Source organism: Streptomyces sp. NPDC104814, assembly GCF_055583185.1.
Genome location: NZ_JBVJOL010000010.1, coordinates 111,096 through 136,320, shown reverse-complemented (window position 1 = coordinate 136,320; position 25,225 = coordinate 111,096). Strand labels below are relative to the sequence as shown.

22 protein-coding genes and 1 pseudogene are annotated in these 25,225 nt (G+C 72.7%); 9 read left to right on the top strand and 14 right to left on the bottom strand.

Annotated features, from left to right (window positions below):
* Positions 1-130: 130 nt before the first annotated feature.
* Positions 131-1,084, top strand: a complete 954-nt coding sequence (locus tag ACZ64A_RS28980) for a LysR family transcriptional regulator (RefSeq protein WP_469814480.1) — start codon at positions 131-133, stop codon at positions 1,082-1,084.
* Here the strand turns inward: ACZ64A_RS28980 and ACZ64A_RS28975 are convergent.
* Genes ACZ64A_RS28975 through ACZ64A_RS28965 form a run of 3 tightly spaced genes read right to left on the bottom strand, consistent with a single transcriptional unit; the run spans position 1,023 to position 4,067 of the window.
* Positions 1,023-1,616, bottom strand: a complete 594-nt coding sequence (locus tag ACZ64A_RS28975) for a TetR/AcrR family transcriptional regulator (protein ID WP_469814479.1) — start codon at positions 1,614-1,616, stop codon at positions 1,023-1,025. The two genes, ACZ64A_RS28980 and ACZ64A_RS28975, sit on opposite strands and share 62 nt — an antisense overlap.
* 25 nt (positions 1,617-1,641) lie before the next feature.
* The gene (locus ACZ64A_RS28970; protein WP_469814477.1) at positions 1,642-3,309 is read right to left on the bottom strand and encodes a class I adenylate-forming enzyme family protein; all 1,668 of its coding nucleotides are present in this window, start codon (positions 3,307-3,309) and stop codon (positions 1,642-1,644) included.
* A complete protein-coding gene (locus ACZ64A_RS28965) occupies positions 3,306-4,067 on the bottom strand; it encodes an SDR family oxidoreductase (RefSeq protein ID WP_469814476.1) in 762 nt (253 codons plus the stop codon). The genes ACZ64A_RS28970 and ACZ64A_RS28965 overlap by 4 nt, the downstream gene beginning before the upstream one ends.
* Before the next feature lie 153 nt (positions 4,068-4,220).
* On the opposite strand from ACZ64A_RS28965, the gene ACZ64A_RS28960 reads away from it, so the two are divergent.
* Together ACZ64A_RS28960 and ACZ64A_RS28955 are read left to right on the top strand one after the other, a co-directional pair.
* Complete coding sequence (locus ACZ64A_RS28960; RefSeq protein ID WP_469814474.1) at positions 4,221-5,459, top strand: exo-beta-N-acetylmuramidase NamZ family protein; 1,239 nt, start codon at positions 4,221-4,223, stop codon at positions 5,457-5,459.
* 137 nt (positions 5,460-5,596) lie between these two features.
* Positions 5,597-6,940 carry an alpha/beta fold hydrolase gene (locus tag ACZ64A_RS28955; protein ID WP_469814473.1) on the top strand — a complete coding sequence of 448 codons (1,344 nt, stop codon included), beginning with the start codon at positions 5,597-5,599 and terminating at the stop codon, positions 6,938-6,940.
* 3 nt (positions 6,941-6,943) lie between these two features.
* Here the strand turns inward: ACZ64A_RS28955 and ACZ64A_RS28950 are convergent, their stop codons facing one another.
* Positions 6,944-9,733 (bottom strand): penicillin acylase family protein, encoded by a 2,790-nt coding sequence (locus tag ACZ64A_RS28950; RefSeq protein WP_469814471.1) that lies wholly within the window; start codon positions 9,731-9,733, stop codon positions 6,944-6,946.
* Between the two features lie 256 nt (positions 9,734-9,989).
* Between ACZ64A_RS28950 and ACZ64A_RS28945 the strand changes: the two genes are divergently transcribed.
* Entirely contained in the window at positions 9,990-10,592 is a 603-nt protein-coding gene (locus tag ACZ64A_RS28945; protein ID WP_469814469.1) for a hypothetical protein, read from the top strand.
* A gap of 270 nt (positions 10,593-10,862) precedes the next feature.
* A complete protein-coding gene (locus ACZ64A_RS28940; RefSeq protein WP_469814467.1) occupies positions 10,863-11,933 on the top strand; it encodes an RNA ligase (ATP) in 1,071 nt (356 codons plus the stop codon).
* A 5-nt stretch (positions 11,934-11,938) separates the two neighbouring features.
* Here the strand turns inward: ACZ64A_RS28940 and soxR are convergent, their stop codons facing one another.
* Positions 11,939-12,400, bottom strand: coding sequence for a redox-sensitive transcriptional activator SoxR (soxR, locus tag ACZ64A_RS28935; protein WP_469814465.1), 462 nt, complete (start codon positions 12,398-12,400; stop codon positions 11,939-11,941).
* Between the two features lie 130 nt (positions 12,401-12,530).
* Between soxR and ACZ64A_RS28930 the strand changes: the two genes are divergently transcribed.
* Positions 12,531-12,992 (top strand): MaoC family dehydratase, encoded by a 462-nt coding sequence (locus ACZ64A_RS28930; RefSeq protein ID WP_469814464.1) that lies wholly within the window; start codon positions 12,531-12,533, stop codon positions 12,990-12,992.
* A gap of 9 nt (positions 12,993-13,001) precedes the next feature.
* On the opposite strand, the gene ACZ64A_RS28925 is transcribed toward ACZ64A_RS28930, so the two are convergent.
* From ACZ64A_RS28925 to ACZ64A_RS28915, 3 genes are all read right to left on the bottom strand, one after another.
* Positions 13,002-13,625: a TetR/AcrR family transcriptional regulator gene (locus tag ACZ64A_RS28925; RefSeq protein WP_469814463.1), complete on the bottom strand. Its 624-nt coding sequence runs from the start codon at positions 13,623-13,625 to the stop codon at positions 13,002-13,004.
* Between the two features lie 275 nt (positions 13,626-13,900).
* Positions 13,901-14,188, bottom strand: coding sequence for a YiaA/YiaB family inner membrane protein (locus ACZ64A_RS28920; protein ID WP_469814462.1), 288 nt, complete (start codon positions 14,186-14,188; stop codon positions 13,901-13,903).
* Positions 14,189-14,268: 80 nt separating this feature from the next.
* Positions 14,269-15,420, bottom strand: coding sequence for an acyl-CoA dehydrogenase family protein (locus ACZ64A_RS28915; RefSeq protein ID WP_469814809.1), 1,152 nt, complete (start codon positions 15,418-15,420; stop codon positions 14,269-14,271).
* 90 nt (positions 15,421-15,510) lie between these two features.
* Here ACZ64A_RS28915 and ACZ64A_RS28910 point away from each other — a divergent pair, with 90 nt between their 5' ends.
* From ACZ64A_RS28910 to ACZ64A_RS28900, 3 genes and pseudogenes are all read left to right on the top strand, one after another.
* Complete coding sequence (locus tag ACZ64A_RS28910) at positions 15,511-16,143, top strand: TetR/AcrR family transcriptional regulator (protein WP_469814460.1); 633 nt, start codon at positions 15,511-15,513, stop codon at positions 16,141-16,143.
* Positions 16,144-16,244: 101 nt separating this feature from the next.
* Positions 16,245-16,956: pseudogene (locus ACZ64A_RS28905) on the top strand (ArsR/SmtB family transcription factor).
* Positions 16,957-17,032: 76 nt separating this feature from the next.
* Positions 17,033-17,977 (top strand): DMT family transporter, encoded by a 945-nt coding sequence (locus ACZ64A_RS28900; RefSeq protein ID WP_469814807.1) that lies wholly within the window; start codon positions 17,033-17,035, stop codon positions 17,975-17,977.
* Here ACZ64A_RS28900 and ACZ64A_RS28895 read toward each other — a convergent pair.
* The 6 genes from ACZ64A_RS28895 to ACZ64A_RS28870 all read right to left on the bottom strand — a co-directional run bounded on the left by ACZ64A_RS28895 (position 17,969) and on the right by ACZ64A_RS28870 (position 25,192).
* A complete protein-coding gene (locus ACZ64A_RS28895; protein ID WP_469814459.1) occupies positions 17,969-19,291 on the bottom strand; it encodes an MFS transporter in 1,323 nt (440 codons plus the stop codon). The genes ACZ64A_RS28900 and ACZ64A_RS28895 overlap by 9 nt on opposite strands.
* Before the next feature lie 218 nt (positions 19,292-19,509).
* A complete protein-coding gene (locus tag ACZ64A_RS28890) occupies positions 19,510-20,589 on the bottom strand; it encodes a Zn-dependent alcohol dehydrogenase (RefSeq protein ID WP_469814458.1) in 1,080 nt (359 codons plus the stop codon).
* A gap of 10 nt (positions 20,590-20,599) precedes the next feature.
* On the bottom strand, positions 20,600-21,988 hold the full coding sequence (locus ACZ64A_RS28885; RefSeq protein WP_469814456.1) for an aldehyde dehydrogenase family protein: 1,389 nt from the start codon (positions 21,986-21,988) through the stop codon (positions 20,600-20,602).
* A gap of 312 nt (positions 21,989-22,300) precedes the next feature.
* A complete protein-coding gene (locus ACZ64A_RS28880; protein WP_469814454.1) occupies positions 22,301-23,635 on the bottom strand; it encodes an ABC transporter ATP-binding protein in 1,335 nt (444 codons plus the stop codon).
* Between the two features lie 191 nt (positions 23,636-23,826).
* Positions 23,827-24,549, bottom strand: a complete 723-nt coding sequence (locus tag ACZ64A_RS28875; RefSeq protein WP_469814452.1) for a class F sortase — start codon at positions 24,547-24,549, stop codon at positions 23,827-23,829.
* Entirely contained in the window at positions 24,536-25,192 is a 657-nt protein-coding gene (locus tag ACZ64A_RS28870) for a hypothetical protein (RefSeq protein WP_469814450.1), read from the bottom strand. Before ACZ64A_RS28870 ends, ACZ64A_RS28875 begins: the two co-directional genes overlap by 14 nt.
* Between the last annotated feature and the right edge of the window lie 33 nt (positions 25,193-25,225).

Below are 25,225 nucleotides of genomic sequence, written 5' to 3'. Positions count from 1 at the left end.
CGAGGGCCCGCAGGAACGACAGGAACCGGTCGAGGAGAGAGGGTCTGCGTGTCATGCGTCCAGCGTGGCGCGCGGGCCGTCGACCGGTCCAACAGATGGTTTCGCTGGCGGCCATCTCTAGAATAGATGGATGGAGATCCGCCAGCTCCGCCACTTCATGGCGGTGGTGACCGAGGGCAGCTTCACCGCCGCCGCCCGGGCCGAGCTCATCGTGCAGTCGGCGCTCAGCACCTCGATCAGGAACCTCGAACGGGAGCTGGGCGCCGACCTGTTCGAGCGCACCGGCCGCCGCGTGGTGCTGACGGAGGCGGGGCGCGCGCTGCTGCCGCAGGCGCGGGCGCTGCTCACCGGTGCCGAGGCCGCCCGGGACGCCGTGGCCGCCGTGACGGGGCTCGCCACCGGCCGGGTGTCCGTCGGCACCGTCCAGACGCTCACCTGCGTCGACCTGCCCGCCGAACTGGCCTCCTTCCATCAGGAGTTCCCCGGCGTGCAGGTCTCCGTCCGGGACGCGCCCGTCGGCGAGCTGACCGACGCGCTGCGGGCCGGGGAACTGGATCTGGCCTTCCTCGCCCCGGACGCACGGGACCTGCCCGAGGGGCTGCACGCGTACGCCACCTGGCAGGAGGAGCTGGTGCTGATCACCGCGCCGGGCCATCCGCTCGCCCGGGCCGGCCGCACGCTCGTCAAGGACCTCGCCGACGAGCCGTTCGTCGACTTCCGCGCCGGGACGGGCCTGGAGACGGCCGTACGGCGCCTGGCCGCGCACTGCGGCCTGGACCGCCGTATCACGTGTGACGTGACCCAGATCGGGCTGCTGGTGGATCTGGTGCGGGCCGGAATCGGGGTCGCCTTCGTGCCCCGGGCGATCGGCGAGCGGGCCGGGCTGCCCTGTGTGCGGATACGGCAGCCCGAGCCCGGCCGTACGGTCGTGCTGGCGGGGCGGGGGCAGCGGCCGCGCAATCCGGCGGCCGCGGCCCTCGCCCGTCACCTCACGGGCAGAACGGCCGGGACCGCAGGGCCTCTCAGGGGCGCAGCGCCCGCAGCAGCAGGTCGGCCAGGTGGTCGGCGACCTCCTGCGGGGTGAGCGGGCCGTCCGTGCGGTACCAGGTCGGCAGGTGGTGCACCGAGCCGAAGTGGTAGTCCACGACGAGGTCGGCCGGGGTGGCCGTGGAGAAGACGCCCTCGCGCTGCCCCTCCTCGATCAGCGCGCGGAAGCGCTCGTGGTAGTGGCGGCGTTCGGCGCGCACCTGCTTGTTCTTCTCCGGGCTGAGGTGGTGCATGGACCGGAAGAAGATCGACGTGTCGTCGAGGTTCTCGATGGTCGTCACCACCACGTCGGCCGCCGCGTCCCGCAGGCGCTGCTCCACCGGCGCGTCCATCCCCGCGAAGTGGTCGAGGCGCTCCTGCTGCAGGCGCAGCACGCGCGCGTACACCTCCTGCAGGAGGTCGTCCTTGGAGCCGAAGTAGTGGTACAGCGCCCCCTTGGTGACGCCGGCCGCCTCGACGATCTCCTGCACCGAGGTGCGGTCGTATCCCTGCTCGGCGAAGAGCCGGGTGGCGGCGGCCAGGAGCCGCTGCGGCACCGGGGTGCCGTCTTTGTCCGTCGTCCTGGGCACTGCCGCCACCTGCCTTTCCGTATGTCTACTGGCTGTCTCGCGCGCGGGAACGCAGTTCCCGACGGAGGATCTTGCCACTTGCCGTCTTGGGCAAGTCGGGCAGGATCTCGACCTGCCGAGGGTATTTGTAGGCGGCCAGTCTCTCCTTGCAGTACGCGGCGAGTTCACCCGGGTCGGTCTCGGCGCCGGGGCGCAGGCTGATGTAGGCCCGCACGGTCTCCCCCCGGTAGCCGTCGGGCACACCGACCACGGCGGCCTCACGGACGGCCGGATGGGTGTAGAGCACGTCCTCGACCTCGCGCGGCCACACCTTGAAGCCGGAGGCGTTGATCATGTCCTTCTTGCGGTCGACGACGTACAGCCATCCCTGCTCGTCCATGAAGCCGATGTCGCCGGTGCGCAGCTCGCCGCCGGGGAAGGTCTCGGCGGTGGCGTCGGGGCGGCGCCAGTAGCCGGGGACCACCTGGGGGCCGCGGACGGCGATCTCGCCCTGCTCGCCGAAGGGCACGTCCTCGCCGCGCTCGTCGACGATCCGCACGACGGTGTCGGGGCCGGGCAGACCGACCGCGAGGGTGCCGGAGGCCGGGTCGACGGGCGCCTGGAGGCCCGGCGGCACGGAGGCGCAGGGGGCGGTGCACTCGGTGAGGCCGTAGCCGTTGCGGATGTACGGGCCGAAGCCCGCCCGGAACTTCTCCACCAGCGCGGGCGGCAGCGGGGCGCCGCCGGAGGAGATGACGGTGAAGGACGCGAAGTGCTCACGGGTGCAGGACGGGTGGGCGGCCAGCGCCATGAACGCGGTGGACGGGCCGACGGTGTAGTGCGGGCGGTGCGCGGCGAACGCGTCGAGGACGACGCCCGCGTCGAAGCGGTAGGCCAGCACCAGCGTGCCCGCGCTGTTCAGGCAGGCGCCGAACTCGCAGACCATGCCGGTGATGTGGAACAGCGGCGCCAGCGCGAAGTAGACCGGCTCCTTCGGCAGACCGAGCCCGGTGCTCTGCCGCTCGGCATTGTACATGATGTTGCCGTGTGTGTTGGTGGCGCCCTTGGGGGTGCCGCTGGTGCCGGAGGTGTAGCTGATCAGGGCGATGCCGTCGGGGACGGGGTCGCGGCCGTCGGGAGCCCGGTGGCCTGCGCGGGCGACGGCGGTCAGGTCGTCGGCGTCGGGGGCCTGCGGCAGCCGTTCGAAGGACAGCACGCGCGCGTCGTTCTCGCTCTGGAAGTCCAGCTCGCACGCCGTCAGCGCGATCCGCACCGGCGAGTTCGCGGCCGTGTCCCGCAGATACGTCTCCCACGCCCGGTCGGCGCACACCAGCGCCGCGACTTCGGCGTCCCGCAGGATGTGGGACACCTCGCCGGACTTGTACATCGGGTTGACGGGGACGACGACCGCGCCGGCCTTCCAGGCGCCCAGCACGGCGAGCACGAAGTGCGGGGAGTTCTGCAGCAGGACCGCCACCCGCTCACCCGGTTCCAGGCCGCGCGCGGCGAGGTGCCCGGCGACGGAGTCGCTGAGTTCGTCGGCCTCGCGGTAGGTGAGCCGGCCGTCGAAGTAGGCGAGGAAGGTGCGCTCCGGGGACTCGGCGACGGCCCGGCGCAGGGCGTGCACCAGGGAGCCGGCCGGCGCGACGGGGGCCTTCTGGGCGTCGGTGAGGAGGGCCAGCCAGGGCTTGGCCGCGTACCGGGACTCGGTCACTGCCCCGCCTCCCACTTGCGCTGGAGGTGGTTCATGTTCGTCAGCCAGCGGTCGGGGTCCGCGGCGCGGGCCTGGTAGTACCCGGCGACCTCGGGGTGCGGCAGGATCAGGAAGCGGTCCTCCTCCATGCCCTTGAACAGCGCGTCGGCGACGTCGTCCGGTTCGATCGCGGTGGGCTTCAGGACCAGGTCGCCGGCGCTTCCGGTGGCGGAGAGCATGTCGGTGCGCACCCCCTGCGGGCAGATGGCGTGCACCGTGATCCCGCGGTGACGGTAGGTCAGCGACAGCCACTCGGCGAAGGCGTAGGCGCCGTGCTTGGTGACGCTGTAGGGGGCGGCGCCGATCATGGTGAGCAGTCCGGCGGCGGAGACGGTGGAGACGAAGCGGCCGCTGCCGCGCTCCAGCCAGCCCGGCAGGAGGGCGCGGGCCGCACGGACGTGCGCCATGACGTTGACGTCCCAGGCGAGCTCCCAGACGCTCTCCTCGGCCGCCTCCGAGCCGCCGGAGCCGACGCCGGCGTTCGCGCAGTAGACGTCGACCGTGCCGAGGGCGTCCAGGGCGGCCTGCACGATCGTGGAGGCGTCGCCGGGGACGGCGGTGGCGCCGATCTCGTCGGCGACGGCCTGCGCCTTCCCGGCGTCCAGGTCGTTGACGACGACCCGGGCGCCCTCGGCGGCGAAGCGGCGGGCCAGGGCGGCCCCGATGCCGCCTCCGGCCCCCGTGACGACCACTCCAGCTCCCTGAACGGCTTCCACCATCGGTCTCCTTCGACGCGGCTCGGCTCCCCCGGTGCGGCCACACTAACCGGTCGGTATGTGGAGGGGAAGGCCGAGGCGGCTCCCCCGCGGGGCGCGCAGCCGGTGGCCGCCGCACTCTCCCCACAACCGGCGCCAGGGCCTACCGTGCACCCCATGCGCCTCTCCAGACGAACGCTCCTCACCGCGACCACCGCGGCGGCGTCCCTGGCCGCCGCTCCCCCGGCCACCGCAGCGGCGGACCGCAGGCGGTTACGGACCGGCTTCGAGCGCCTCGCCGCCGACGGCTACGCCCCGCTGGCCGGGCAGCGCGTCGGGATCGTCACGAACCCGACCGGCGTCACCCGGGACGCCCGCCACATCGTCGACGTCCTGCACGCCGACCCCCGCGTCGACCTGCGGGCCGTCTTCGGCCCCGAGCACGGCTTCCGGGGCACCGCCCAGGCCGGCGGCTCCGAGGGCCGCTACGACGACCCCGCGACCGGGCTGCCGGTGTACGACACCTACCTCAAGAGCGGCCGGCCGCTCGCCGACGTGTTCACCGCGTCCGGTGTGGACACGGTCGTCTTCGACATCCAGGACGTCGGCGCCCGCTTCTACACGTACATCTGGACGCTGTACGACTGCATGGAGGCCGCCCAGCTCGCGGGCAAGCGGTTCATGGTGCTGGACCGGCCCAATCCGGTCACCGGGCGCGCCGCGCTCGGCCCGGTGCTGCACAGGGAGTTCGCGACCTTCGTCGGCCGGCAGCCCATCGCGCAGGCGCACGGCATGACGGTCGCGGAGCTGGCCCGGCTGTTCAACGGGGAGTTCCTGAGCACGCCGGTGCCGCTGGAGACGGTGACGATGACCGGCTGGAAGCGGACCGACTTCTACGGCGCCTCGGGGCTGCCGTGGGTGCCGCCGAGCCCGAACATGCCGACACCGGACACCGCGCTCGTCTACTCCGGCACCTGTCTGTTCGAGGGCACCAACCTCTCCGAGGGGCGCGGCACGACCCGCCCCTTCGAACTGCTCGGCGCGGAGGGGATCGACGGGCGCTGGGCGGCGGCCGCGAACGCCCTGGGCCTGCCGGGGGTGCGCTTCCGGGAGGCGTACTTCGCGCCGACGTTCTCCAAGTTCCAGGGCAGGACGATCGGCGGAGTGCAGCTCCATGTGCACGACCCCGCGGCCTTCGACCCGGTACGCACCGGGATCGGGCTGCTGGTGACGGCCAGACAGGTGTGGAGCGGCTTCGCCTGGCGCTCCGACAACTGGATCGACAAGCTGACCGGTTCCACCGGGGTGCGCACGGCGATCGACGCGGGTGCCGACACGGACACGGTGGTGGCGGGCTGGCAGGACGAGCTGGCGGCGTTCCGCCGGGTGCGGGAGCGGTATCTGCTGTACCGGTGACGCGGCCGTGGCGGTGACCCACCCGTACCCGGGGAAAACCCGTCGTACGGGTGGTGCCGTGACGTATGGCCAATCTCCCCCTTTCGCAGGACGATGCGCCACAACGCGCAGCGCATGGGGGGACGAAGGAGTCCGTCATGGCAGAGCCGGCGATGAGTGTGACGCCGTACTGGGAGCTGACCTTCGACGCGGACGGCGACGTCGACCGCGCGGAGCGGGACCGGTTGCTGGCCCAGGTGGCCGAGCGCCGGGTGCGGGACCTCGTGGTCTTCGCGCACGGCTGGAACAGCGACCGCTCCGGCGCCACCCGGCTCTACAGCAGCTTCTTCGCCCCGTTTCCGGAGCTGACGCCGGGCGCGCGGACCGGGTACGTGGGCGTGATCTGGCCGTCGATGCGGTTCTCCGACGAGCCGATCCCGAACTTCCCGCGGGCACTGGCCGCGGAGCCGCCGCGTCGCCCGGCGCTCGACAAGGACACCCGGCACGCGCTGCTGGAGAGCTTCCCCGGGCGGGCGCCGATCGTCGAGCAGATCGGCCGGCTGCTGGAGCAGCAGCCGGGTGACGTGGCGGAACTCGCGGAGTTCGGGCGGCTGGTGCGGCTGCTGGTGGAGGTCGTGGCGCCCGGCCCGCAGGCGCTGTTCGCCGCCGACACGGTGGCGGAGGGCGTGCCGCAGGACGAGCCGGCGATGTTCACGCGGCCGGCCGCCGAGGTCTGCGCCGAGTTCGCGGCAGCGCTGGCGGGCACGGAGGCGGGCGTGGGAGCGCCGGCGGGCGCGGAGGGGTTCGCGCTGCCCAATCCCTGGGACGGGGCGCACGAGCTGCTGCGGCAGGCGACGTACTACGCGATGAAGCGGCGCGCGGGGACCGTCGGCGAGCGCGGGCTCGGGCGGGCCGTCGGGGAGCTGGCCGCCGCCGTGCCCGGGGTGCGGGTGCATCTGGTGGGGCACAGCTTCGGCGGGCGGCTGGTGTCGTTCGCGCTGCGCGGGCTGCCCGAGGGGGTGCGGGCGGTGGCCTCGGTGACGTTGCTGCAGGGCGCCTTCTCGCACTACGCGTTCTCCTCCCGGCTGCCGTACGACCCGCGGGCGGGAGGGGTGCTGCAGGGGCAGCAGCTCCGGGTGGACGGCCCGGTGGTGTGCTGTCACTCGCGGCACGACACCGCGCTCGGCACGTTCTACCCGCTGGCGTCGAGGATGGCGGGCGACGCGCAGGGGGCGGTGGAGGAGTTCGGCCTCGGGCAGCTGCTCGGCGTGAAGTGGGGCGCGATGGGCTACGACGGGGTGCAGGCGGTGCCCGGCACGCGCGCGATACCGCTCGCCGAGGCGCTGAGCGGGCCGCTGCCCGCCTCGGGCTGTGTGAACGTGGACGCGGCGGCGGTGGTCTGCCACGGCGGCCCGCCGGCCGGGGCGCACGGCGACATCCTGCACCCCGAACTGGCGCGGGTCGTGGTGGCGGCGGGCCGGATCGCCCGGCCCGCCGCCTGAGCGTCACCGGTGTGAGGTGAACTCCACGACCTGCTGGTAGGTCGGCCGGTTCTGCCAGCTGATCTTTCCGTGCTTGATGCCGCCCAGCGTGCGCTGGACGATGGCGTCCGCGCACCACTGGTCGCCCGCGGAGCACTGGTCGTCGCCCGGGTAGACCTGGGCGGCGCTCTTCCCGGCTGCCTCCTTCAGCGTGCCGACGAGCAGGTCACGGCAGGCGCCCAGGTCGCCGCCGCCGCAGTAGGCGTGCGCGAGCGGGCCGCGCACCGACTCGCCGAGGACGGCGCGGACGTCCTTGCCGACATAGCTCCACCAGCCGTACTGGAAGGAGCTTCCGGCGTGCGCGCCCGTCGGGCCGTGGCCGGCCGACGGTGCCTCGTCGACCGGCAGATTGCGGGTGAGGGCGGTGTACAGGCCGGTGCCCAGGCCCGGCTCGAACTCGGCCTTCACCAGCAGCGGCCACCAGGCGTCCAGGAGGCGGATCGCGTCGGCGTCGGCGTACGTCTTCGACCCGGCCGAGGTCTCGGTGCGCCGGGCACCCGCCGCGAGCCAGTTGCGCAGCTTCTCGACGGCCGCCGCGGCCGTCGGGTCGGTCACCGGGGCGCTGCCGATCACCTTCAGCAGGTCCGGTACGACGTCCTCGGCCCGCAGGTCGGTCAGGGCCGCCTCGGCCATCGCCCGGGTCAGGGACGCGCGGGTGACGCCGCCGGCCGCGACCAGCTTCTTCACCCGGTCGTCGAGGAGGTTGCCACGGTGCACGGACCCCTCGCCCCAGGGAGCGGCCGCGTAGTCCTCGGCCTGCTTGTTGTTCCAGGAGATGTAGTAGTCCTGGTCGACGGAGTTGGGGTGCGCGGAGGGCGGGGTGTAGGCGGCGGTGTTGGTCGCCGGGTCCCAGTCGCGCCATTCGTAGGCGGTCTGCGCCCACACCGGGAAGTCGGCGTCGACGCCGTTCGCGCGCACCGGGTTGTCGCCGCTGTTGTAGTACGCGGTGTGCGCGGAGTCGGCGTAGAACCAGTTGAAGGTGTAGTTGATGTGCTGCACGGCGCTCTGGAAGTCCTTCGGCCCCTTGACGTAGTCGGGGTCGTTGAGCATCTGGAAGCCGATGATGGAGTCGGCCTCGTGCAGGTAGGACGAGCGCAGGGTGGTGTAGGCGACCTTCTTGCCGCCGACGGTGGCCCGGTACTGCACCGGCCCGTAGGCGGTGCGCCACACCCGCATCGTGTAGGAGCCGGCCGCGGTCCCGTCGGCGACGGTCGGCTTCCAGGCGTTCCTCTGCTCGACCTGGTCCATCGCCGTGCAGGTGCCGCGGTAGAGGTAGTGGTGGTCGTCCTGGCACAGCTCGACGGCGTAGGTGTCGATGATGTCCTGGCCGGACGTGGTGGCGCTCCAGGCGTAGTCCTGGCCGCGGCCGAGTTCGACGTACATGCTCAGTCCGGCGAAGGAGGCGCCGCGGGCGCTCAGGCCCGGGCCCTGGATCTCCTGGAGCATGAGCAGCTGGGGCGCGAAGTAGCCGGTCTGCGGGCCGAACACGGCGACGGGGTGACCGCTCGCGGTGTGCGCGCCGCTGACGACGAGGGCGTTGGACATGCCGCGCCGGGCCGAGGACAGTGCGCTGTCCAGGGCCGTCTTTGAGGCCGTGCCCGCGCTTGCCGTGGCCGCGCTGCCGGTGCGGTCGAAGACGAGCGGCTCCTCGGTGACCGAGCCGGCGTCCGGCAGGGCCTCGCCCTGCGGGTCGTCGGGCCGGGTGGCGTAGGGGAAGCGCTCGCCGTTGTGGAGGGTGAGGACGGCCTCGGGGTCGTTGCGCTCACGGAAGGACTCCCACACCCGGGTGCCCTCCGCCACGCCGTACTTCTCCTGGGCGGCGAGCAGGGAGAGCGCGTTGTTCACCTCACCGCCGCCGCCGGAGCCGAACAGGGCGCCGATCACGGAGGCCAGCGCGACCATGTCGGTGACCTTGAAGTGCTCGATGGTGCCGGCGTTGGTGATGGAGTCCTTGTGGCCGGTCAGGACGTACTCGCCGGGGAAGTAGCGGCCGCTGTCGGAGGCGTCGATGTAGGCGTTGACGCCGGCCAGGTAGGCGTTCACGTCGGCGAGGGCCTGCCGGCCGCGGGCGCCCGCGGCGGCGACGGCCCGGTCGATCTGGCCCTGCAGTTCGGCCTCGGTGTACGGGGCGTTGCGCCAGAACTGCTGCTCCAGACCCTGGTTCGAGGGCGCGCCGCCCGCGAAGGAGGTCAGCTGCCCTCGTCCGACGTGGCGGAAGACGTCCATCAGCCACAGCCGGTCCTGGGCCGCGGCGTAACCGGCGCCGAACTCGGTGCCGTAGCGGGTGGTGCCGGTGATGTGCGGTACGCCCGTCTTCTTGTCGCGGACGATCGTGACGTCGCCGCGTCCCGCGGGCTTCAGCGTGGAGGCGACCTGGTCGGCGGGGACGCCGAAGGAGGCGTCGCCGAAGAAGGTGTTGATCTTGTCGGTGGTCAGCGACGGGTAGCCGGTGGCCAGGTTCGCGTAGGGCCCGAGCTGGTCCTCCGCGTGGCTCGGCTGGGTGCCGAAGGCCTGGTTGAGCAGGATCTGGGCGAGGGTGGCGTTGCCGTTCTGACCGGGCGGCAGGATGTCCGAACACTGGCCGCCGCAGTGGTCGTTGGCGGCGGTGGCGGCGGTGGCCGCCGCCGCGGTTTGGGAAAAGGGTGACAAAAGCCCGGCAACGAGGACGCATACCGAGGCTGTCTTCAGGAACCCGGGGAATCTGCGGGGAGTTCTCAGTCTGTCCAGCGTGCTGCGTGGGGTGCGCCAAGACATGGGCGGCTCCTACCGACGTGGGGGTTGGCCGGATGTTACCGGCGGTATCCCCGCGTTCGAAGGTGAACATGCGTCAAGTTTGGAGGTCAACTCCCGCGGATCCGGGGGAAGTCGTGGTCGAGCGGGAGGCGCTTATGGACGGCATCGGAAAACGGATGGAGCCGAATCGCGTGTCGATACGTCTATTCGGCGACGTCCGCACGACGACGCCGACGTGACCGAAGTACAGGTGCAGGTGTGACGGAGGTGCAAGGCGATGGCCGGTTTCCGGAGTCTGGCGAGACAGGTACGTGATCCGCGGAGCGATCTGGCGCTACGCCGGTACTCGTTGCGCAAGTGCCTCGAGCGGTTCGCGCCCTACGGGCACAGGGCGACCTGGGACCACTTGTGCACCCGGTGGGGGTTCGGGCCCGAGGACAGGTCCGCCGACCCGGCGCGGCTCGTGGCCGCGCTGGGCGAGCTGGAGGAGGCGCGGTCGGTGTGGCTCGCCTACGAGGTGGAGTTCGCCGAGCGGCGCAGGAAGGAGAAGCACGACGGGCTGCGCAGGCCGGGCAGCGTGGACGACTGGCACCGGATGACCTGGGGCGGTTTCGGGGTCGCCTGGTGCGACGATCCGCGGGTGCACCCGCACGAGCCGCTGGCGGAGGTGCTGCGCCGGCTGATCGCGGCGCTGGAGCGTGAGCCGGGGTCGACGTGCCCGGTGTGCGACGGCTCCCGGCTGGTGTGGCGCTACGGCCTGGACCACGAGCCCTCGGCGGGCCCGGTCTGCGTCCACTGCGGGATCCTGGTGCCGCGGCCGGTGCTCACGGCCGAGGCGCTGACGCAGGCGCGGTTCGGGCGGGTGCTCGTGTCTGCCTGAACGGGGTGACTCCGTCGGGGCCCGGTGACTGCGTCGGGGGGCTGGATGACTCCGTCGGGGTCGGCTGACTCCGTCGGGGTCGGCTGACTCCGTCAGGGGGTCGGGCGTGGGGGGCTGCTGCGGCCGGTGCGGGTGCGTCGTGGCTGGTCGCGCAGTTCCCCGCGCCCCTTGGGCGCGTGACGTTAGCAGGCGGTAATTCGGTCGATCCAGTGGATTGGTGTGCGGAGAGTGGGAGGTGAAGAACACCACTGGACCCGCAGGGAGTTACCGATGTCGACGCTTCGCGTCACTGCCGAAGTGCTGACCGTTCACGCGCATCCGAACGCCGACGCGCTGGAGCTGGCCCAGGTGGGCCTGTACCGCGCGGTCGTCGCCAAGGGCGCGTACCGCACGGGTGAGGCCGCCGTCTACATCCCCGAGCAGGCCGTGCTGCCCGCCGGGCTGATCGAGGAGCTGGGGCTGACCGGGCGGCTGGCGGGCGGCGCGGCGAACCGGGTCAAGGCGGTGCGGCTGCGCGGCGAGCTGTCGCAGGGCATCGTGTGCCGGCCGAGCGCGCTGGCCGGAATCGACCTGGCGCGGGCCGCGAAGGAGGGCACGGACTTCGCGGAGCTGCTCGGCATCACCAAGTGGGTGCCGCCGGTGCCGCCCACGATGAACGGCGAGGTGGAGTCGGCGCCCGAGCTGCTGCCGTGGGTCGACATCGAGAACCTCCAGCGCTATCCGGACGTTTTCGCGCCGGGCGAGCCGGTGGTGCTGACGGAGAAGCTGCACGGGTCCGCCTGCCTGGTGACGTACACCGCCGAGGAGGACCGGGTGTACGTGTCGTCCAAGGGGTTCGGCGCGAAGTCACTGGCGCTGAAGGAGGATCCGCGGAACCTGTACTGGCGGGCGGTGCGGGCGCACGGGGTCGCCGAGGTGGCGGCCGGGCTCGCGCGGCGGCTCGGGGCACGGCGGGTCGGCGTCTTCGGCGAGGTCTACGGCGAGGGTGTGCAGGATCTGTCGTACGGGGCCGACGGGCGCCGGGATCACGCGCTCGGGTACGCCGTGTTCGACGTCTCCGCGGAGATCGACGGGACGGTGCGCTGGCTGGACGCCGCCGAGCTGCTCGACGGGCAGCTGCCGCTGGTGCCGCGGCTGTACGAGGGGCCGTTCGCCATCGAGCGGGTGCTGGAGTGGGCCAGTGGGCGGGAGACCGTCTCCGGGAAGGGGCTGCACCTGCGGGAGGGCGTGGTCGTGCGGCCCGCCCGCGAGCGGTACAGCCCGGTGACCGGGGGCCGGGCGATCGCCAAGGCGGTGAGCCCCGCGTATCTGACCCGCAAGGGCGGCACCGAGTTCGAGTAGGGGCTTCAGCGCTTCGGTTCCGCCATCAGACGCGATCCGGTCAGCCGCTCGCCGAACACGTCGTCGGGGTTGGACAGCACGCAGTTCTCCAGGGACAGGCAGCCGCAGCCGATGCAGTCGGTGAGGTGGTCGCGCAGCCGGTTGAGCTGCTTGATGCGCTCGTCCAGCTCCGAGCGCCAGGTCTCGGACAGCCGCGCCCAGTCCTCGCGGGTGGGGGTGCGCTCCTCGGGGAGCTGGGCGAGGGCGTCGCGGATCGTGGCGAGCGGGATGCCGACGCGCTGAGCGGCGCGGATGAAGGCGACCCGGCGCAGGGTGTCACGGCCGTAGCGGCGCTGGTTGCCCGAGGTGCGGCGGCTGCTGATCAGCCCCTTGGCCTCGTAGAAGTGCAGGGCGGAGACGGCGGCGCCGCTGCGGGCGGACAGCTGCCCGACGGTGAGCTCATGGATCTTCTCGGGAATCTGTGGCACTCCTCGAAGCCTACCGACCGCACCGGGCGGCCCGGTCGTCGTTGACAGCGGCCGCTCGCACGACCATGCTAAGCAGTTGCTTAGACACCTGGGGTCGATTCCCCGACAGGCGACGCGAGAGGCCGGGACCATGGCAGAGCCGAGGATCTTCACGTCCACCGACGAGCTGAAGGCGGCGGTGGGCGAACAGCTGGGGTACACCGACTGGCTGGAGGTCGACCAGAAGCGGATCGATCTGTTCGCGGAGGCCACCGGCGACCACCAGTGGATCCACGTGGACCCGGAGAAGGCCGCTTCCGGTCCGTTCGGGACGACCATCGCGCACGGTTACCTCACCCTGTCACTGCTGCCGCTGTTCGGCCCCCAGCTGATCGCGGTCGAGGGCGTGAAGATGGGTGTCAACTACGGCACCAACAAGGTCCGCTTCCCCGCCCCCGTCCCGGTCGGCTCCCGGCTGCGCGCCACGGCGACGATCACGGGGGTCGAGGACGTGCCGGGCGGGGTGCAGGTCAGCGTCGCCTTCACGGTGGAGCGCGAGGGCGGCGACAAGCCGGTGTGCGTCGCGGAGTCGGTGTCCCGGTACTACGTGTAGCCCCTGGGCCTACTTCGCCCCCACCATCCGGAGCACGAGGTCGGCGTAGAGCGCGCCGACCTCCTCCGGCGTGCGGGGGCCGTCCACGTTGAACCAGCGGGCGACGTCGATACAGAGGGAGAGCACCGCCAGCGTGGTGCCGTGCACGTCGAGGACGTCGAACTCGCCGTTCGCGACGCCCTCCTCGATGATGCCCCGGACCTCGGCGTCGACCTGGCGGCGCAGCGCGAGGATCTCGGCGCGGGCCTCGGGACCGAGCGCGTCCAGTTCGTACTGGACGACCCGCGCGGTGGTGCGCCGGCCCGCGTGCCAGCGGACGAAGGAGCTCACGCCCTCGGCGAGCCGCTCGGCCGCGGTGCCCTCACCGCGGGCCGCCGTGCGCAGGATGCTCAGCGCCCGGTCGTGGCCGATGCGGCTGATGCGGTGGAGGAGCTCCTCCTTGGTCTTGTAGTGGATGTAGAGCGCGGCCGGGCTCATCCCCGCGCGGCCCGCGATGTCGCGGGTGGTCGTCGCGTGGTACCCCCGCTCGGCGAAGGCCTCCACGGCGGCGACCAGCAACCGCCGGGCCGCCTCAGGGGTGACCTCGTCCCACGGCTCGTTCTCGCCGCCGGCCGTCTCCTCCGCCGTACTCATCTGCTGTTCGCCCCTTCCGGTGACAGGGACACCACCATACCGCCGAAGCTGAGCGGCCGCTTAGAGCCTGTCGTTTGGATCATCCCGGCGTCGCGGGGCCTGGCACGCACATCTGCGGCGTTGTCGTCGGTTACCAACGCTCCGCGTTGGCGCCCTCCTCCGCCTTGCAGCTGCACGCACCAGACCCCGCTCGGGTCGGCCGAGGCGCACCGCAGCTCGAAGCCCGCCTGATCCAAACAACAGGCCCTGGAGCCGGTGGCCGCGCGGCGTCGCGGTCAGAGCTTTTCGAAGGGGTCGTGTTCGGCGAGCAGCTTCTCCAGCCGGGCCTGGTCGACGCGGCTGTGGATCTGCCCGGCCTCCTGCCGGTCGCGGATCACCTTGGCGAGGGTGAAGGCGGAGGTGACCAGGTAGAGGACGGCGATGGCGAGGAAGCCGCGCACCCAGGCGTCGGCGTTCAGCCGGAAGATGCCGATGGCGGTGGCCGCCATGGCCACGGCGAAGGAGGCGACGGCCTGGCCGTAGAAGGCGGCCGTGCTCTGCTGCTTGACCGGTGTGTCACTCATGGGGACAAGCCTCGGCGGACGTGGCGGCCGCCACATCCGCCGGGATACTCAGGACGTACTCAAAAGCACGGGAAAGCGCCTCAGAACGCCGAAACGCCGGTCAGCGCCCGCCCGATCACCAGCTTCTGGATCTGGCTGGTGCCCTCGTACAGGGTCATCACACGGGCGTCGCGCAGCAGCTTGCCCGCCGGGTACTCGTCGATGTAGCCGTAGCCGCCGAAGACCTGAAGGGCGTTGTTGGCGGCGCGGACGGCGGCCTCGGAGGCGAACAGCTTGGCCTTGGAGGACTCGACGGCGAACGGCTGCCCGCGGTCGATGAGATCGGCGACGCGCCAGGTCAGCAGCCGGGCGGCGTCGACGTCGACGGCGATGTCGCTGATCAGCTCCTGCACCAGCTGGTGATGGGCGATGGTCCTGCCGAACTGCTCGCGCTCACCGGCGTAGCGCACGGCGGCGTCCAGCGCGGCCTGGGCGATGCCGACGCAGCCGGCCGCGACCGACATCCGCCCCTTGGCCAGCGCGGACATCGCGACCTTGAAGCCCTGCCCCTCCTCGCCGAGCACGGCCGTGGCGGGCACGCGCACGTCCTGGAGGACCAGCTCGGCCGTCGCCTGGCCACGCAGGCCGAGCTTGCCGTGGATCGTGCGGCGGCTCAGCCCGGGGGTGTCGGTGGGGACGAGGAAGGCGGTCACACCCTTGTGGCCGGGGGCGTCGGTGGAGCGAGCGAAGAGCAGCACGACGTCGGCCCAGGTGCCGTTGGTGATGAACATCTTGGTGCCGTTGATGACGTAGTCGTCGCCGTCGCGCACCGCCCGGGTGGCGAGGTTGCCGGCGTCGGAGCCGGTGCCGGGCTCGGTGAGGCCGAAGCAGCCGACGAGTTCGCCGGCGGTGAGTCCGGGCAGCCAGCGCCGCTTGTGCTCCTCGCTCCCCCAGGCCGCGATCGTCTTGGCGACCAGGCCGAGGGAGACGGAGACGATGCCGCGCACGGAGGAGTCGCCGCGCCCCAGCTCCTCGGTGACCAGGCAGTACGCGAGGTGGTCGCCGCCGGAGCCGCCGTACTCCTCGTCGATCGTCAGGCCCAGGAAGCCGACCTCGCCGAGCTTCTTGACGACCGACCGGTCGACCTCCTCGGCCCGGTCCCATGCGACGACGTGCGGGGCGATCTCCCGCTCCACGAAGTCCCGAGCGAGCTGCCGTACGGCCACCTGCTCCTCGCTCAGCTCCAGGCTCACCACGCGACCACCCCACAGACTAAGGACCTTGAAAGCTGCACATTTAAATTAGCACTGCTAGTTTCGATGCGCAGCCCTACTATGTGCGCCATGGCCCGACCGCGCAAGCCCCTGCTGAGCACCGACCGCATCGTGGAGACGGCGCGGGAACTCGTCGACACCGAGGGCCTCGCGGCCGTCTCCACCCGGCGCCTGGCGGCCGAACTGGGCGTGAGCGGGCCGTCGCTGTACAACCACTTCCGCACCAAGGACGAGATCCTCGAGGCGGTCGCGGACTCGGTGAGCGCCCAGGTCGATCTGTCGATGTTCGAGGACGGCCGGGACTGGCGGACCGCGCTGCACGACTGGGCCGTCTCCTACCGGGCCGCGCTGCGCGACCACCCGAACATCGTCCCGGTCCTGGCCCGCGGCCCCGGCCGCCGCCCGGCGGGCCTCAGACTGGCCGACGCGGTCTACGGCGCCATGGTGGACGCGGGCTGGCCACCGGCCCAGGCGACCAGCATCGGCGCCCTGATGCGGTACTTCATCATGGGCTCCGCGCTCGGCTCGTTCGCCGCGGGCTTCGTCGAGGACCCGAGCGCCTACGACCCCGCCGACTACCCGCACCTCGGCCAGGCCCACCTGCTCGCCGAGCAGCAGGACAAGATCGACCAGCGGGCCTTCGAGACCGGGCTGTCGGCCCTGCTGGACGGGCTGGCCCAGCAGTACGCGCTGCTGTCGTAGCGGCCCCTCGGAGCGGCCCCTCGGCGAGCCCGGCGCTTCCTGCCGCCGCGGTCACCACACTTCGGTGCACGCCGAAGCGTCGGTGCCGCATGCTGGAGCGCATGACCTCCAGGGACCCCCAGGCCCCGGGGCCTGGCCCGGCTGGCCGCGCTGATCGCCGACGAGACCCGGGCCGCCTGCCTGCTCGCCCTGCTCGACGGACGGGCCTGGACCGCGGGCGAGCTGGCCCGGCACGCCCAGGTCGCCGCGTCCACGCTCAGCGAGCACCTCGGCAAACTCGTCGCGGGCGGCCTGCTCGCCGAGGAACGCCAGGGCCGCCACCGGTACGTCCGGCTCGCCGACGCCCGGGTCGCACAGCTCGTGGAGGATTTGGCGGCCCAGGTCGCACAGGACGCCGTCGTACGGCCGCGGTCGCTGCGGGCGGTGAGCGCCGGGTCGGCCATGGCCCGCGGGCGCACCTGCTACGACCATCTCGCCGGGCGGCTCGGCATCGCGGTCACCGACGCCCTCACCGCGCGCGGACTGCTGCGCCAGGACACCGGGTTCGCGCTCACGGACGCGGGGGTGACCTGGTTCGAGAGCGCGGGCATCGGGCTCAGCCGTTCGGCGCGCCGTCCGCTCGCCCGGGCCTGCCTCGACTGGACCGAGCGCCGGCCGCATCTCGCGGGGATCGCGGGCGCCGCGCTGTGCCGGCACGCCCTGGACACCGGCTGGTGCGTGCGGATCGGCTCCGAGCGGGCGGTGAAGGTGACGGCGAGCGGCGAACGCGCCCTGTCCGAGCTGCTCGGCATCGAGCCCGCGCTGCTGCGATGACCCGTCCCTCGCCTCCCTCGTCAGGTCCGAAATCCGCGAGACCCATGACCGCCCCTCCCCTAGCCTCGGGAGCATGATGAGCGCCTCCCCCTCCTCCCGCCGTCCGGAACTGCTCGCCGCGGCGGCAGCCGCGGTGACCGTAATCCTGTGGGCCTCCGCCTTCGTCTCCATCCGCAGCGCGGGCGCCGCCTACTCCCCCGGCGCGCTGGCGCTGGGGCGTCTGCTGTCGGGGGCCGTGGCGCTCGGCCTGATCTGTCTGATACGGCGCGAGGGGTGGCCGCCGCGGGCCGCCTGGCGCGGCATCGCGGTCTCCGGGGTGCTGTGGTTCGGCTTCTACATGGTCGTCCTGAACTGGGGCGAGCAGCAGGTGGACGCCGGGACGGCCGCCCTGGTGGTGAACATCGGGCCGATCCTGATCGCGCTGCTCGGCTCCCGGCTGCTCGGTGACCCGATGCCGCCGCGGCTGCTGGCGGGGATGGCGGTGTCGTTCGCGGGCGCGGTGACCGTGGGTCTGTCGATGTCCGGCGGGGGCGGCTCCTCGGTGCTCGGCGTGGCCCTCTGCCTGCTGGCCGCCGTCGCCTACGCGGGCGGTGTCGTCGCGCAGAAGCCGGTGCTGGGGCGGGCGACCCCGCTGCAGGCGACCACGTTCGGCTGTCTGATCGGTGCGGTGGCGTGTCTGCCGTTCGCCGGCCGGCTGGTGCACGAGGCGGCCTCCGCCCCGGCGTCGGCCACGCTCAACATGGTCTACCTGGGTGTGTTCCCGACCGCCCTGGCCTTCACGACATGGGCGTACGCGCTGGCCCGGACGACGGCGAGCCGGATGGGGGCGACGACGTACGCGGTGCCCGCGCTGGTGGTGCTGATGTCGTGGCTGGCGCTGGGCGAGGTGCCGGGGGTGCTCACGCTGGCGGGCGGTGTGCTGTGCCTGGCCGGGGTGGCGGTGTCCCGCTCGCGGTCGCGGGCCGCCCGGGTCGTGACGGCGGGGGCGTCACGACCCGAGAAGACCCGTGAGTCAGCGTGAACGCGCCCGGGAGGCGAGCACCTTGATGGACAGCAGGGCGATGACCGACAGGCCGATGATGTAGCCGGCGACGGACATCGAGGTGCCGGTCGCCTCCAGCAGCAGCACCATCACGAAGGGGGCGAGACCGCCGCCGGCCACCGCGGCGATCTGGTAGCCGAGGGAGGCGCCGGTGTAGCGCATCTCCGGTGTGAACAGCTCGGCGAACAGGGCGGCCTGCGGGCCGTACATGATGCTGAGGAAGCAGCTGGCGACGAAGCTGCCGACGGCGAGCCACAGCAGCGATCCGGTGTCGATGAGCAGGAACAGCGGGACCGCCCACAGGGCGATGCCGGCCGCGCCGAGGGCGTAGATCCGGATGCGGCCGACCCGGTCGGACAGCGCGGCGGAGGCGGGGATCAGCGCCAGCTGGGTGAGGCTGACGCACAGGGAGACGGTGAGGACGGCCCCGCGGTTCATGTGCAGTTCGCGGGTGGTGTAGTCGAGGACGCCGGTGATGAGGATGTAGAACGTCGCGGTGTTCACGGCGAAGGAGCCGCCGGCCAGCAGGACCGTGCCGAGGTGGTGGCGCAGGATCGTACGCAGGGGTGAGACGGCCGCGGTCTTGTCCCGCTCCGCGAGCGCCTGTTCGGCCTGCCGGAACTCCGGGGTCTCCTCGACGCGGGTGTGGATGTACCAGGCGAGGACCAGGACCAGCAGGCCGGCCAGGAACGGCACGCGCCAGGCCCAGGACGCGAAGGCCGCGTCCGAGGTGAAGGCGCCGGCCAGCAGGAAGACGGTGTTGGCGGTGACCACGCCGATGGGGACGCCCAGCTGGACGACGCTGCCGTAGATGCCCCGCTTGCCCTCGGGGGCGTACTCGGTGGCCAGCAGCATGGCGCCGCCCCACTGCGCGCCGACGGCGACGCCCTGCACGACGCGCAGGACGACCAGCAGGATCGGGGCGGCGACGCCGATGGTGTCGTACGTCGGGAGCAGGCCGATGCCGGTCGTGGCCAGGCCCATCAGGGTGAGGGCGAGGACCAGCATGGGTTTGCGGCCCCGCTTGTCGCCCAGGTGTCCGGCGACGATGCCGCCGAGGGGGCGGGCGAGGAAGCCGACGGCGAAGGTGGCGAAGGAGGCGAGGACTCCGGCGGAGGAGCTGCCGGCGGGGAAGTAGAGGTCGCCGAGGACGAGGGCCGCGGCGATGCCGAAGACGAAGTAGTCGTACCACTCCACCGCCGAGGCGAGGGCCGCGGCGGTGGCGACGCGACGGCGGTTGCCGGCGGGCGGTGCGGTGGTGGTGAGCGGCTGAGCGGAAGGTGCCGTGTCCATGCGTGCACACTCCGGTGGGTGCGGGGGACGGAACGGGGGGCGGCTCGAGTTCCCGGGACCGTACTGACCGGACGGTATGGCCGTCAACGGGTCACGCGCCGCGACTTTTACCTGTACTTGGCACCCGTTCCGGCAGCGGGCATGCCGGTGTCCCCGGCCGCCGCTCACGGCCGGGGACGGGCGTCGGCGCGCCGGAGGGACCCGGCGCGCGGGGGACGCTAGAAGACGACCAGGGCGCGGCCGCCCTTGCCCGCAAGCATGTTCTCGAAGGCGGCGGGGATGCCGTCCAGCGCGATGCGTTCGGTCACCAGCGCGGACAGGTCCAGGCGGCCTTCCCGCACATGCTCGGCCAGCACCGGGAGGTCGGCGGCCGGGTCGCAGTTGCCGTAGACACAGCCGGACAGGGTGCGGCCCCAGTGGAAGATCTCCAGGGCGTTGAAGGTGACCTGCTCGTCCTTGCCGCCGATGCCGACGACCGTGGTGCGGCCGCCGCGCCGGGTGGAGTCCCAGGCCGCCCGGATCGACAGGGCGCGGCCCACGCACTCCACGGCCACGTCGACGCCCTGCTTGCCGGTGAGACCGCGGATCTCGCGGGCGGTGTTGTCGGAGGCGACGACGTAGTGCGTGGCGCCCGCGGCGCGGGCCAGCTCCTCCTTCTCCGGCGAGACGTCGACGGCGACGATCGTCGACGCCCCGGCGATCCGCGCGGACTGGAGGGTGGCCAGCCCCACTCCCCCGACGCCGAACACGGCGACGCTCTCCCCCTGCCGCACCTGCGCGGAGTGGTGGACGGCGCCGTAGCCGGTGAGGACCGCGCAGCCGAGCAGGGCCGCGTCGGTCAGCGGGACGCCGGCCGGCAGCGGCAGCACACAGGAGGAAGCGACGACGGTCTCCTCGGCGAACGCGGCGACGTTGAGGCCGGGGTGCAGCTCGGTGCCGTCGGCCGTGCGGGCGTGGACGTCCGCGGCGCCGTTGAGGGCGTTGGCGCACAGCCACACCTCCCCGCGTGCGCAGGCGGGGCAGTTGCCGCAGGCCGGAGCCCAGTTGAGGACGACGCCGTCACCGGGCGCCACGTGCGTGACGCCCTCGCCGACGGCGACGACCGTGCCGGCGCCCTCGTGGCCGAGCACGGCGGGCACCGGCACGCGCATGGTGCCGTTGGACAGCGACAGGTCGGAGTGACAGACGCCGGCGGCGGCGAGACGGACCCGGACCTGGCCGGGTCCGGGATCGGGCAGCTGGATGTCGGTGATCTCCAGCGGGGCGCCCACGGCGGGCAGGACGGCAGCGCGAACCACGTGAACTCTCCTAGAACTGCAGGGACTTGGTCTGGAGGTACTCGGTGAGGCCGTGGGCGCCCAGCTCGCGGCCCACGCCGGACTGCTTGTAGCCGCCGAAGGGGGCGAGCGGGTTGAAGCGGCCGCCGTTGATGTCGACCTGGCCGGTGTCCATGCGGCGCGCGAAGGCGACCGCCTCCGCCTCGTCGCCCGCCCACACCGCGCCGGCCAGGCCGTAGACCGTGCCGTTGGCGATGCGCAGGGCGTCGTCCTCGTCGTCGTAGCGCAGGATCGACAGGACCGGGCCGAAGATCTCCTCCTGGGCGATCGTCATGTCGGGGGTGACGTCGGCGAACACCGTCGGGCTGACGTAGTAGCCGGCCTCGCGCGGGGACTCGGGGCCGCCGGCGACGAGCCGGGCGCCCTCGGCGACGCCCTTCTCGATGTAGCCGAGCACGCGCTCCTGCTGCTTGGCGTTGACGACCGGGCCGATGCGGTCGCCGTACTTGGCGGCGGCGGCCGCGGCGAGCGCGACGGCCTCGTCGTACTGGTCGCGGTGGACCAGCATGCGCGTCCAGGCGCTGCACGTCTGCCCGGAGTTGGACATCACGTTGGCGACGCCGACGTTGACCGCCTTGGCGAGGTCGGCGGACGGCAGGACGACGCTGGCGGACTTGCCGCCCAGCTCCAGGGCGACCTTCTTGATCGCGGCACCGGCCAGCGCGCCGATACGGCGGCCGACGGCGGTGGAGCCGGTGAAGGACACCATGTCGACGCCGGGGTGCTCGGCGAGGGCCTGGCCGGCGACCGGGCCGAGGCCGGTGACCAGGTTGAACACACCGGCCGGGACGCCCGCCTCGTGCACCGCCTCGGCGAACAGCTGGGCGGTCAGCGGGGTGTCCTCGGCGGGCTTGAGGACGACCGTGCAGCCGGCGGCGAGGGCGGGGGCGACCTTGGCGACGATCTGGTGGAGCGGGTAGTTCCACGGCGTGATCGCGCCGACGACGCCGATCGGCTCGTGGTACACGGTGGAGTTGCCGGCCCTCTCCTCGAAGGGGTACGCCGCGGCCAGCTCCGCGTAGGAGCCGGCGACGGCGATCGGCACGGCCGCGTGCACGTTCTGCGAGAACGGCAGGGGGGAGCCGAGTTCGGCGGTCACCGTCTCGGCGATCTCGTCCTTGCGCACGGCGAGCGCGTCCCGCAGGGCGGCCAGGCGGGCGGCGCGCTCGGCGGGCGGGGTGGCGGCCCAGGCCGGGAGGGCGGCGCGGGCCGCGCGTACGGCGTTGTCCACGTCTGTGGCGTCGCCGGCCGGGACCTGGGCGATGACCTGCTCGTCGGCCGGGTTCACCACCTCGATCACGCCCTGGCCCGTCGCGGGGCGCCAGGCGCCGTCGAGGTACATGCCGTCGTGTGCCTTCATGGTGCTCCTCGGGGCGGGGCGGGTTTGTCGTCCGGCACACAAACTAGCGGCGATAGTTTTAGTGCGCCAGACGCCGCCTATGACATCACGTCGCGGGGGTGGGGTGGGGGGTGCCTGCGGGTGCCTGCGGCGCCGGGTGGGTTGTGCCTGCGGCGCCGGGTTGTTTTTCGGGTGCGGGTGCGTTGTGGCTGGTCGCGCCGTTCCCCGCGCCCCTTTTTTGCCTGCGGCGGCCCGTTGCGGTCCGTCGTGGCGTGTGTCGCCAACGGCCGGTGGGCAAGGCGGGGCCGGGGTGGGAACTGCGGGACGCCTTCCCTATTCGTCCAGGTCCGGTAGGTGGGACGGGGAGGGGGAGATGCGTTCGCCCTGGTGGTCGAAGACGAAGAGGTGCGCCAGGTCGACCAGGAGGGGGACCTGCATGCCGTGACGCAGGTGCAGGTCGGGGGTGGTGCGTACGACCAGGTCGCCGGGGACGCGGGGGGTCGGCGCGGGGGTGGTCTCGGGCTCGGGCGGGTGGTCCAGGACCACGACCGGGCCGGCCCGTAGCGCCCCGGCCCGCTCGCGCAGGCGCTCCAGGACGGATCCTTCGCGCCGGCGCCGGCGCAGCGGGCGGGAGGCCGGGCGCGGGGCCTCCAGTTCCGGCACGACAGCGGGGCGGGAGCCGGTGTTGAAGTGGACCAGGCTCTCGTGGCCCTGGAACTCGATGTGTTCGACGAGCCCGGTGAGCGGCACCTCGCCGGGGCGGGCCGCGCTGTGCTTGGCGATGCGGACGGCCTCCGAGCGCAGGCCCACGATGACCTCGCGGCCTTGCTGGACGCGGAGCAACTGGTGGTCCAGGGAGAGCGGTTCGGGCAGCCGCAGGAACTGCTTGCCCAGGCTGATCGTCATCGCGCCGTCGAGCGGGGCGCGCACCAGGCCGCGCAGCAGGTTGATGCGCGGGGTGCCGATGAACGCGGCGACGAAGACGTTGCGCGGCAGGGCGTACACCTCGCGTGGTGTGCCGACCTGCTGGAGCACTCCGCCGCGCAGGACGGCGACCCGGTCGCCGAGGGACATGGCCTCGCCCTGGTCGTGGGTGACGTACACCGTGGTGACGCCCAGTTCCCGGGTGAGGGTGGAGATCTCGGCGCGCAGGTGGTTGCGGAGCTTGGCGTCCAGGTTGGACAGCGGTTCGTCCATCAGGAACGCCGACGGGTGCCGGGCGATGGCCCGGCCCATCGCGACGCGCTGGCGTTCGCCGCCGGAGAGCTGGGCGGGGAAGCGGTCGAGGAGTTCCTCGATGCCGAGCATCCGGGCGGTGGCGTCCACCCGGGGGCCCGGGTCGGCGCCGGGGGACTCGATGCGCAGCGGGAAGCCGATGTTGTCCCGGCTGGTCATGCTCGGGTACAGGGCGAAGTTCTGGAACACCATCGCGATGTCGCGGGCGGAGGGCGGCAGGTCGTTGGCCCACTCGCCGTCGAGCAGCAGCGTGCCCTCGGTGATCTCCTCCAGGCCGGCGATCATGCGCAGCACGGTCGACTTGCCGCATCCGGAGGGGCCGAGCAGGACGAGGAACTCGCCGGGCGCGATGTCCAGCGTGAGCCGGTCCACCACGCGGGCGCCTTTGGCGTAGACCTTGCTGATGTCGTGCAGGGAGATGGCGCGTGTCATGAGTGTCGTCCCTGGGGCCTGACGGGGCGTGTGAGTCACGGAAGTTAACGGAACGCACTCGGCCGAGGGAAGACACCGGGCGGCATCACGCGCTGCCGTCCAGCAGGTGAGAAAGCGGAGCGGAGGATTCAGGGCCTTGGGGGTGGTGGTGGGCCGACCTGCGGTGGCGGCGGGAACGCCGCCACCGCAGGTCACTTGACGCCGGTCAGGTGGGCGAAGACGACCACGTTGCTGGAGTATCCGGTGCGCCGGCTGAACAGGCCGCCGCAGGTGATCACGCGCAGCTCCGGGCGCCGGGACGGGCCGTACACCTCCTTGTCCGGGAAGCCGGACTTGTCGAACACCCGCACCCGGTCCACCGTGTACACCGCGGTGCGGCCGTCCGCACGCCGCACCTCGATGGTCTTGCCGGGCTTGACCAGGGCGAGCCCGGCGAAGACGGCGGGACCCTTCGTGGTGTCGCGGTGCCCGACGGCGATCGCGGTGCCCGGCTCACCGGGCGTGGGTCCGCCCTCGTACCAGCCGACGAGCTTGGGCCGGTCGACCGGGGGTGTCTCCAGCTGCCGGTCGTCGTTCAGCCGCAGCCCGGTGACCGGTGCGTCGATCCCCAGCGACGGGACGCGGAAGGTGGTGGGCCGGGACCTGGGCAGCGGGCCGGCCGGGGGCGTGGGGCGGGCCCGGACGCGTGCCACCTTGGGACCGGGCCGGGGCGGGACCGCCTGAGGGGAGCTGCGGGGCGGGGCCGGTGCGCCGGCGACCGCCGCCGGGCCCGCCTGGGCCGGGGCTGCCGGGTGGTCGTGTCCCGAGCACCGGACCCCCACCGTCACCAGGACGACCGTCAGCACGGCCGTCCTGGTGAGCCGGTAGGCACGGGTCCGGTACCAGGGCCTGCGTCTGCGCCTAGGCGGCACCATGGTTGCGCCGGCGCATCATCCGGAAGTACACCGCGGCACCGATGGCGACCACGCCGACGCCGGCCGCCGCGGTCACCGGCGTGTAGGCGGCCGCCGTGTCGACGAGCCCGCCGCCGCCCGCGTGCACGCCGCCGCGCGGCCCGTTCTGGTCGTGGCCGCCCCAGGCCGCGTCACCGCGCTGCTCGTGGTCCTCGATCTGGCCGGGGCCGTGCGCCCGGTTGTCCTTCTCGGGGCACTTGACGCGGAAGATCTTCTCCTTGGGCGTCCCGGCGATGATCCAGGTGAGCTTGTACTGGCCGTCGGCCAGCCCGAGCACGTCGGTGTGCCCGGCGCCCCCGGCCAGCGGGATGGTGCCCGTGGTGGTGGCGGCCGTGGGCAGCGGGGGCTGCGCCTCGATGGTGTAGGCGACGGTCGGCAGCCGGTCGAAGTTCACCGCGTCCAGGTAGAACTTGCAGACCACGGAGTCTTCCTTGGAGACGCCGTACGGAACGTGCTCGTTGTGGATCCGGATGTCGCCGTTCTCGCCCTGAGCCACCGCGGCCGGCGCAACGACCCAGGACGCACCGGACGCCGCGAGGGCGGTGAGGACGACGGCGGCGCCGGCACGGGAGCCGAAGGGACGTGGAAGTGTCAGGGTGGGCATACGGTTCCTCCGAGTCAGGACGATTTTCATACA

Coding starts and splice junctions, on each gene's coding strand:
- ACZ64A_RS28980 (WP_469814480.1), top strand. CDS start 131: ATGGAGATCCGCCAGCTCCGCCACTTCATGGCGGTGGTGACCGAGGGC.
- ACZ64A_RS28965 (WP_469814476.1), bottom strand. CDS start 4,067: ATGGTGGAAGCCGTTCAGGGAGCTGGAGTGGTCGTCACGGGGGCCGGA.
- ACZ64A_RS28960 (WP_469814474.1), top strand. CDS start 4,221: ATGCGCCTCTCCAGACGAACGCTCCTCACCGCGACCACCGCGGCGGCG.
- ACZ64A_RS28955 (WP_469814473.1), top strand. CDS start 5,597: ATGGCAGAGCCGGCGATGAGTGTGACGCCGTACTGGGAGCTGACCTTC.
- ACZ64A_RS28950 (WP_469814471.1), bottom strand. CDS start 9,733: ATGTCTTGGCGCACCCCACGCAGCACGCTGGACAGACTGAGAACTCCC.
- ACZ64A_RS28945 (WP_469814469.1), top strand. CDS start 9,990: ATGGCCGGTTTCCGGAGTCTGGCGAGACAGGTACGTGATCCGCGGAGC.
- ACZ64A_RS28940 (WP_469814467.1), top strand. CDS start 10,863: ATGTCGACGCTTCGCGTCACTGCCGAAGTGCTGACCGTTCACGCGCAT.
- ACZ64A_RS28930 (WP_469814464.1), top strand. CDS start 12,531: ATGGCAGAGCCGAGGATCTTCACGTCCACCGACGAGCTGAAGGCGGCG.
- ACZ64A_RS28925 (WP_469814463.1), bottom strand. CDS start 13,625: ATGAGTACGGCGGAGGAGACGGCCGGCGGCGAGAACGAGCCGTGGGAC.
- ACZ64A_RS28920 (WP_469814462.1), bottom strand. CDS start 14,188: ATGAGTGACACACCGGTCAAGCAGCAGAGCACGGCCGCCTTCTACGGC.
- ACZ64A_RS28910 (WP_469814460.1), top strand. CDS start 15,511: ATGGCCCGACCGCGCAAGCCCCTGCTGAGCACCGACCGCATCGTGGAG.
- ACZ64A_RS28900 (WP_469814807.1), top strand. CDS start 17,033: ATGAGCGCCTCCCCCTCCTCCCGCCGTCCGGAACTGCTCGCCGCGGCG.
- ACZ64A_RS28895 (WP_469814459.1), bottom strand. CDS start 19,291: ATGGACACGGCACCTTCCGCTCAGCCGCTCACCACCACCGCACCGCCC.
- ACZ64A_RS28885 (WP_469814456.1), bottom strand. CDS start 21,988: ATGAAGGCACACGACGGCATGTACCTCGACGGCGCCTGGCGCCCCGCG.
- ACZ64A_RS28880 (WP_469814454.1), bottom strand. CDS start 23,635: ATGACACGCGCCATCTCCCTGCACGACATCAGCAAGGTCTACGCCAAA.
- ACZ64A_RS28875 (WP_469814452.1), bottom strand. CDS start 24,549: ATGGTGCCGCCTAGGCGCAGACGCAGGCCCTGGTACCGGACCCGTGCC.
- ACZ64A_RS28870 (WP_469814450.1), bottom strand. CDS start 25,192: ATGCCCACCCTGACACTTCCACGTCCCTTCGGCTCCCGTGCCGGCGCC.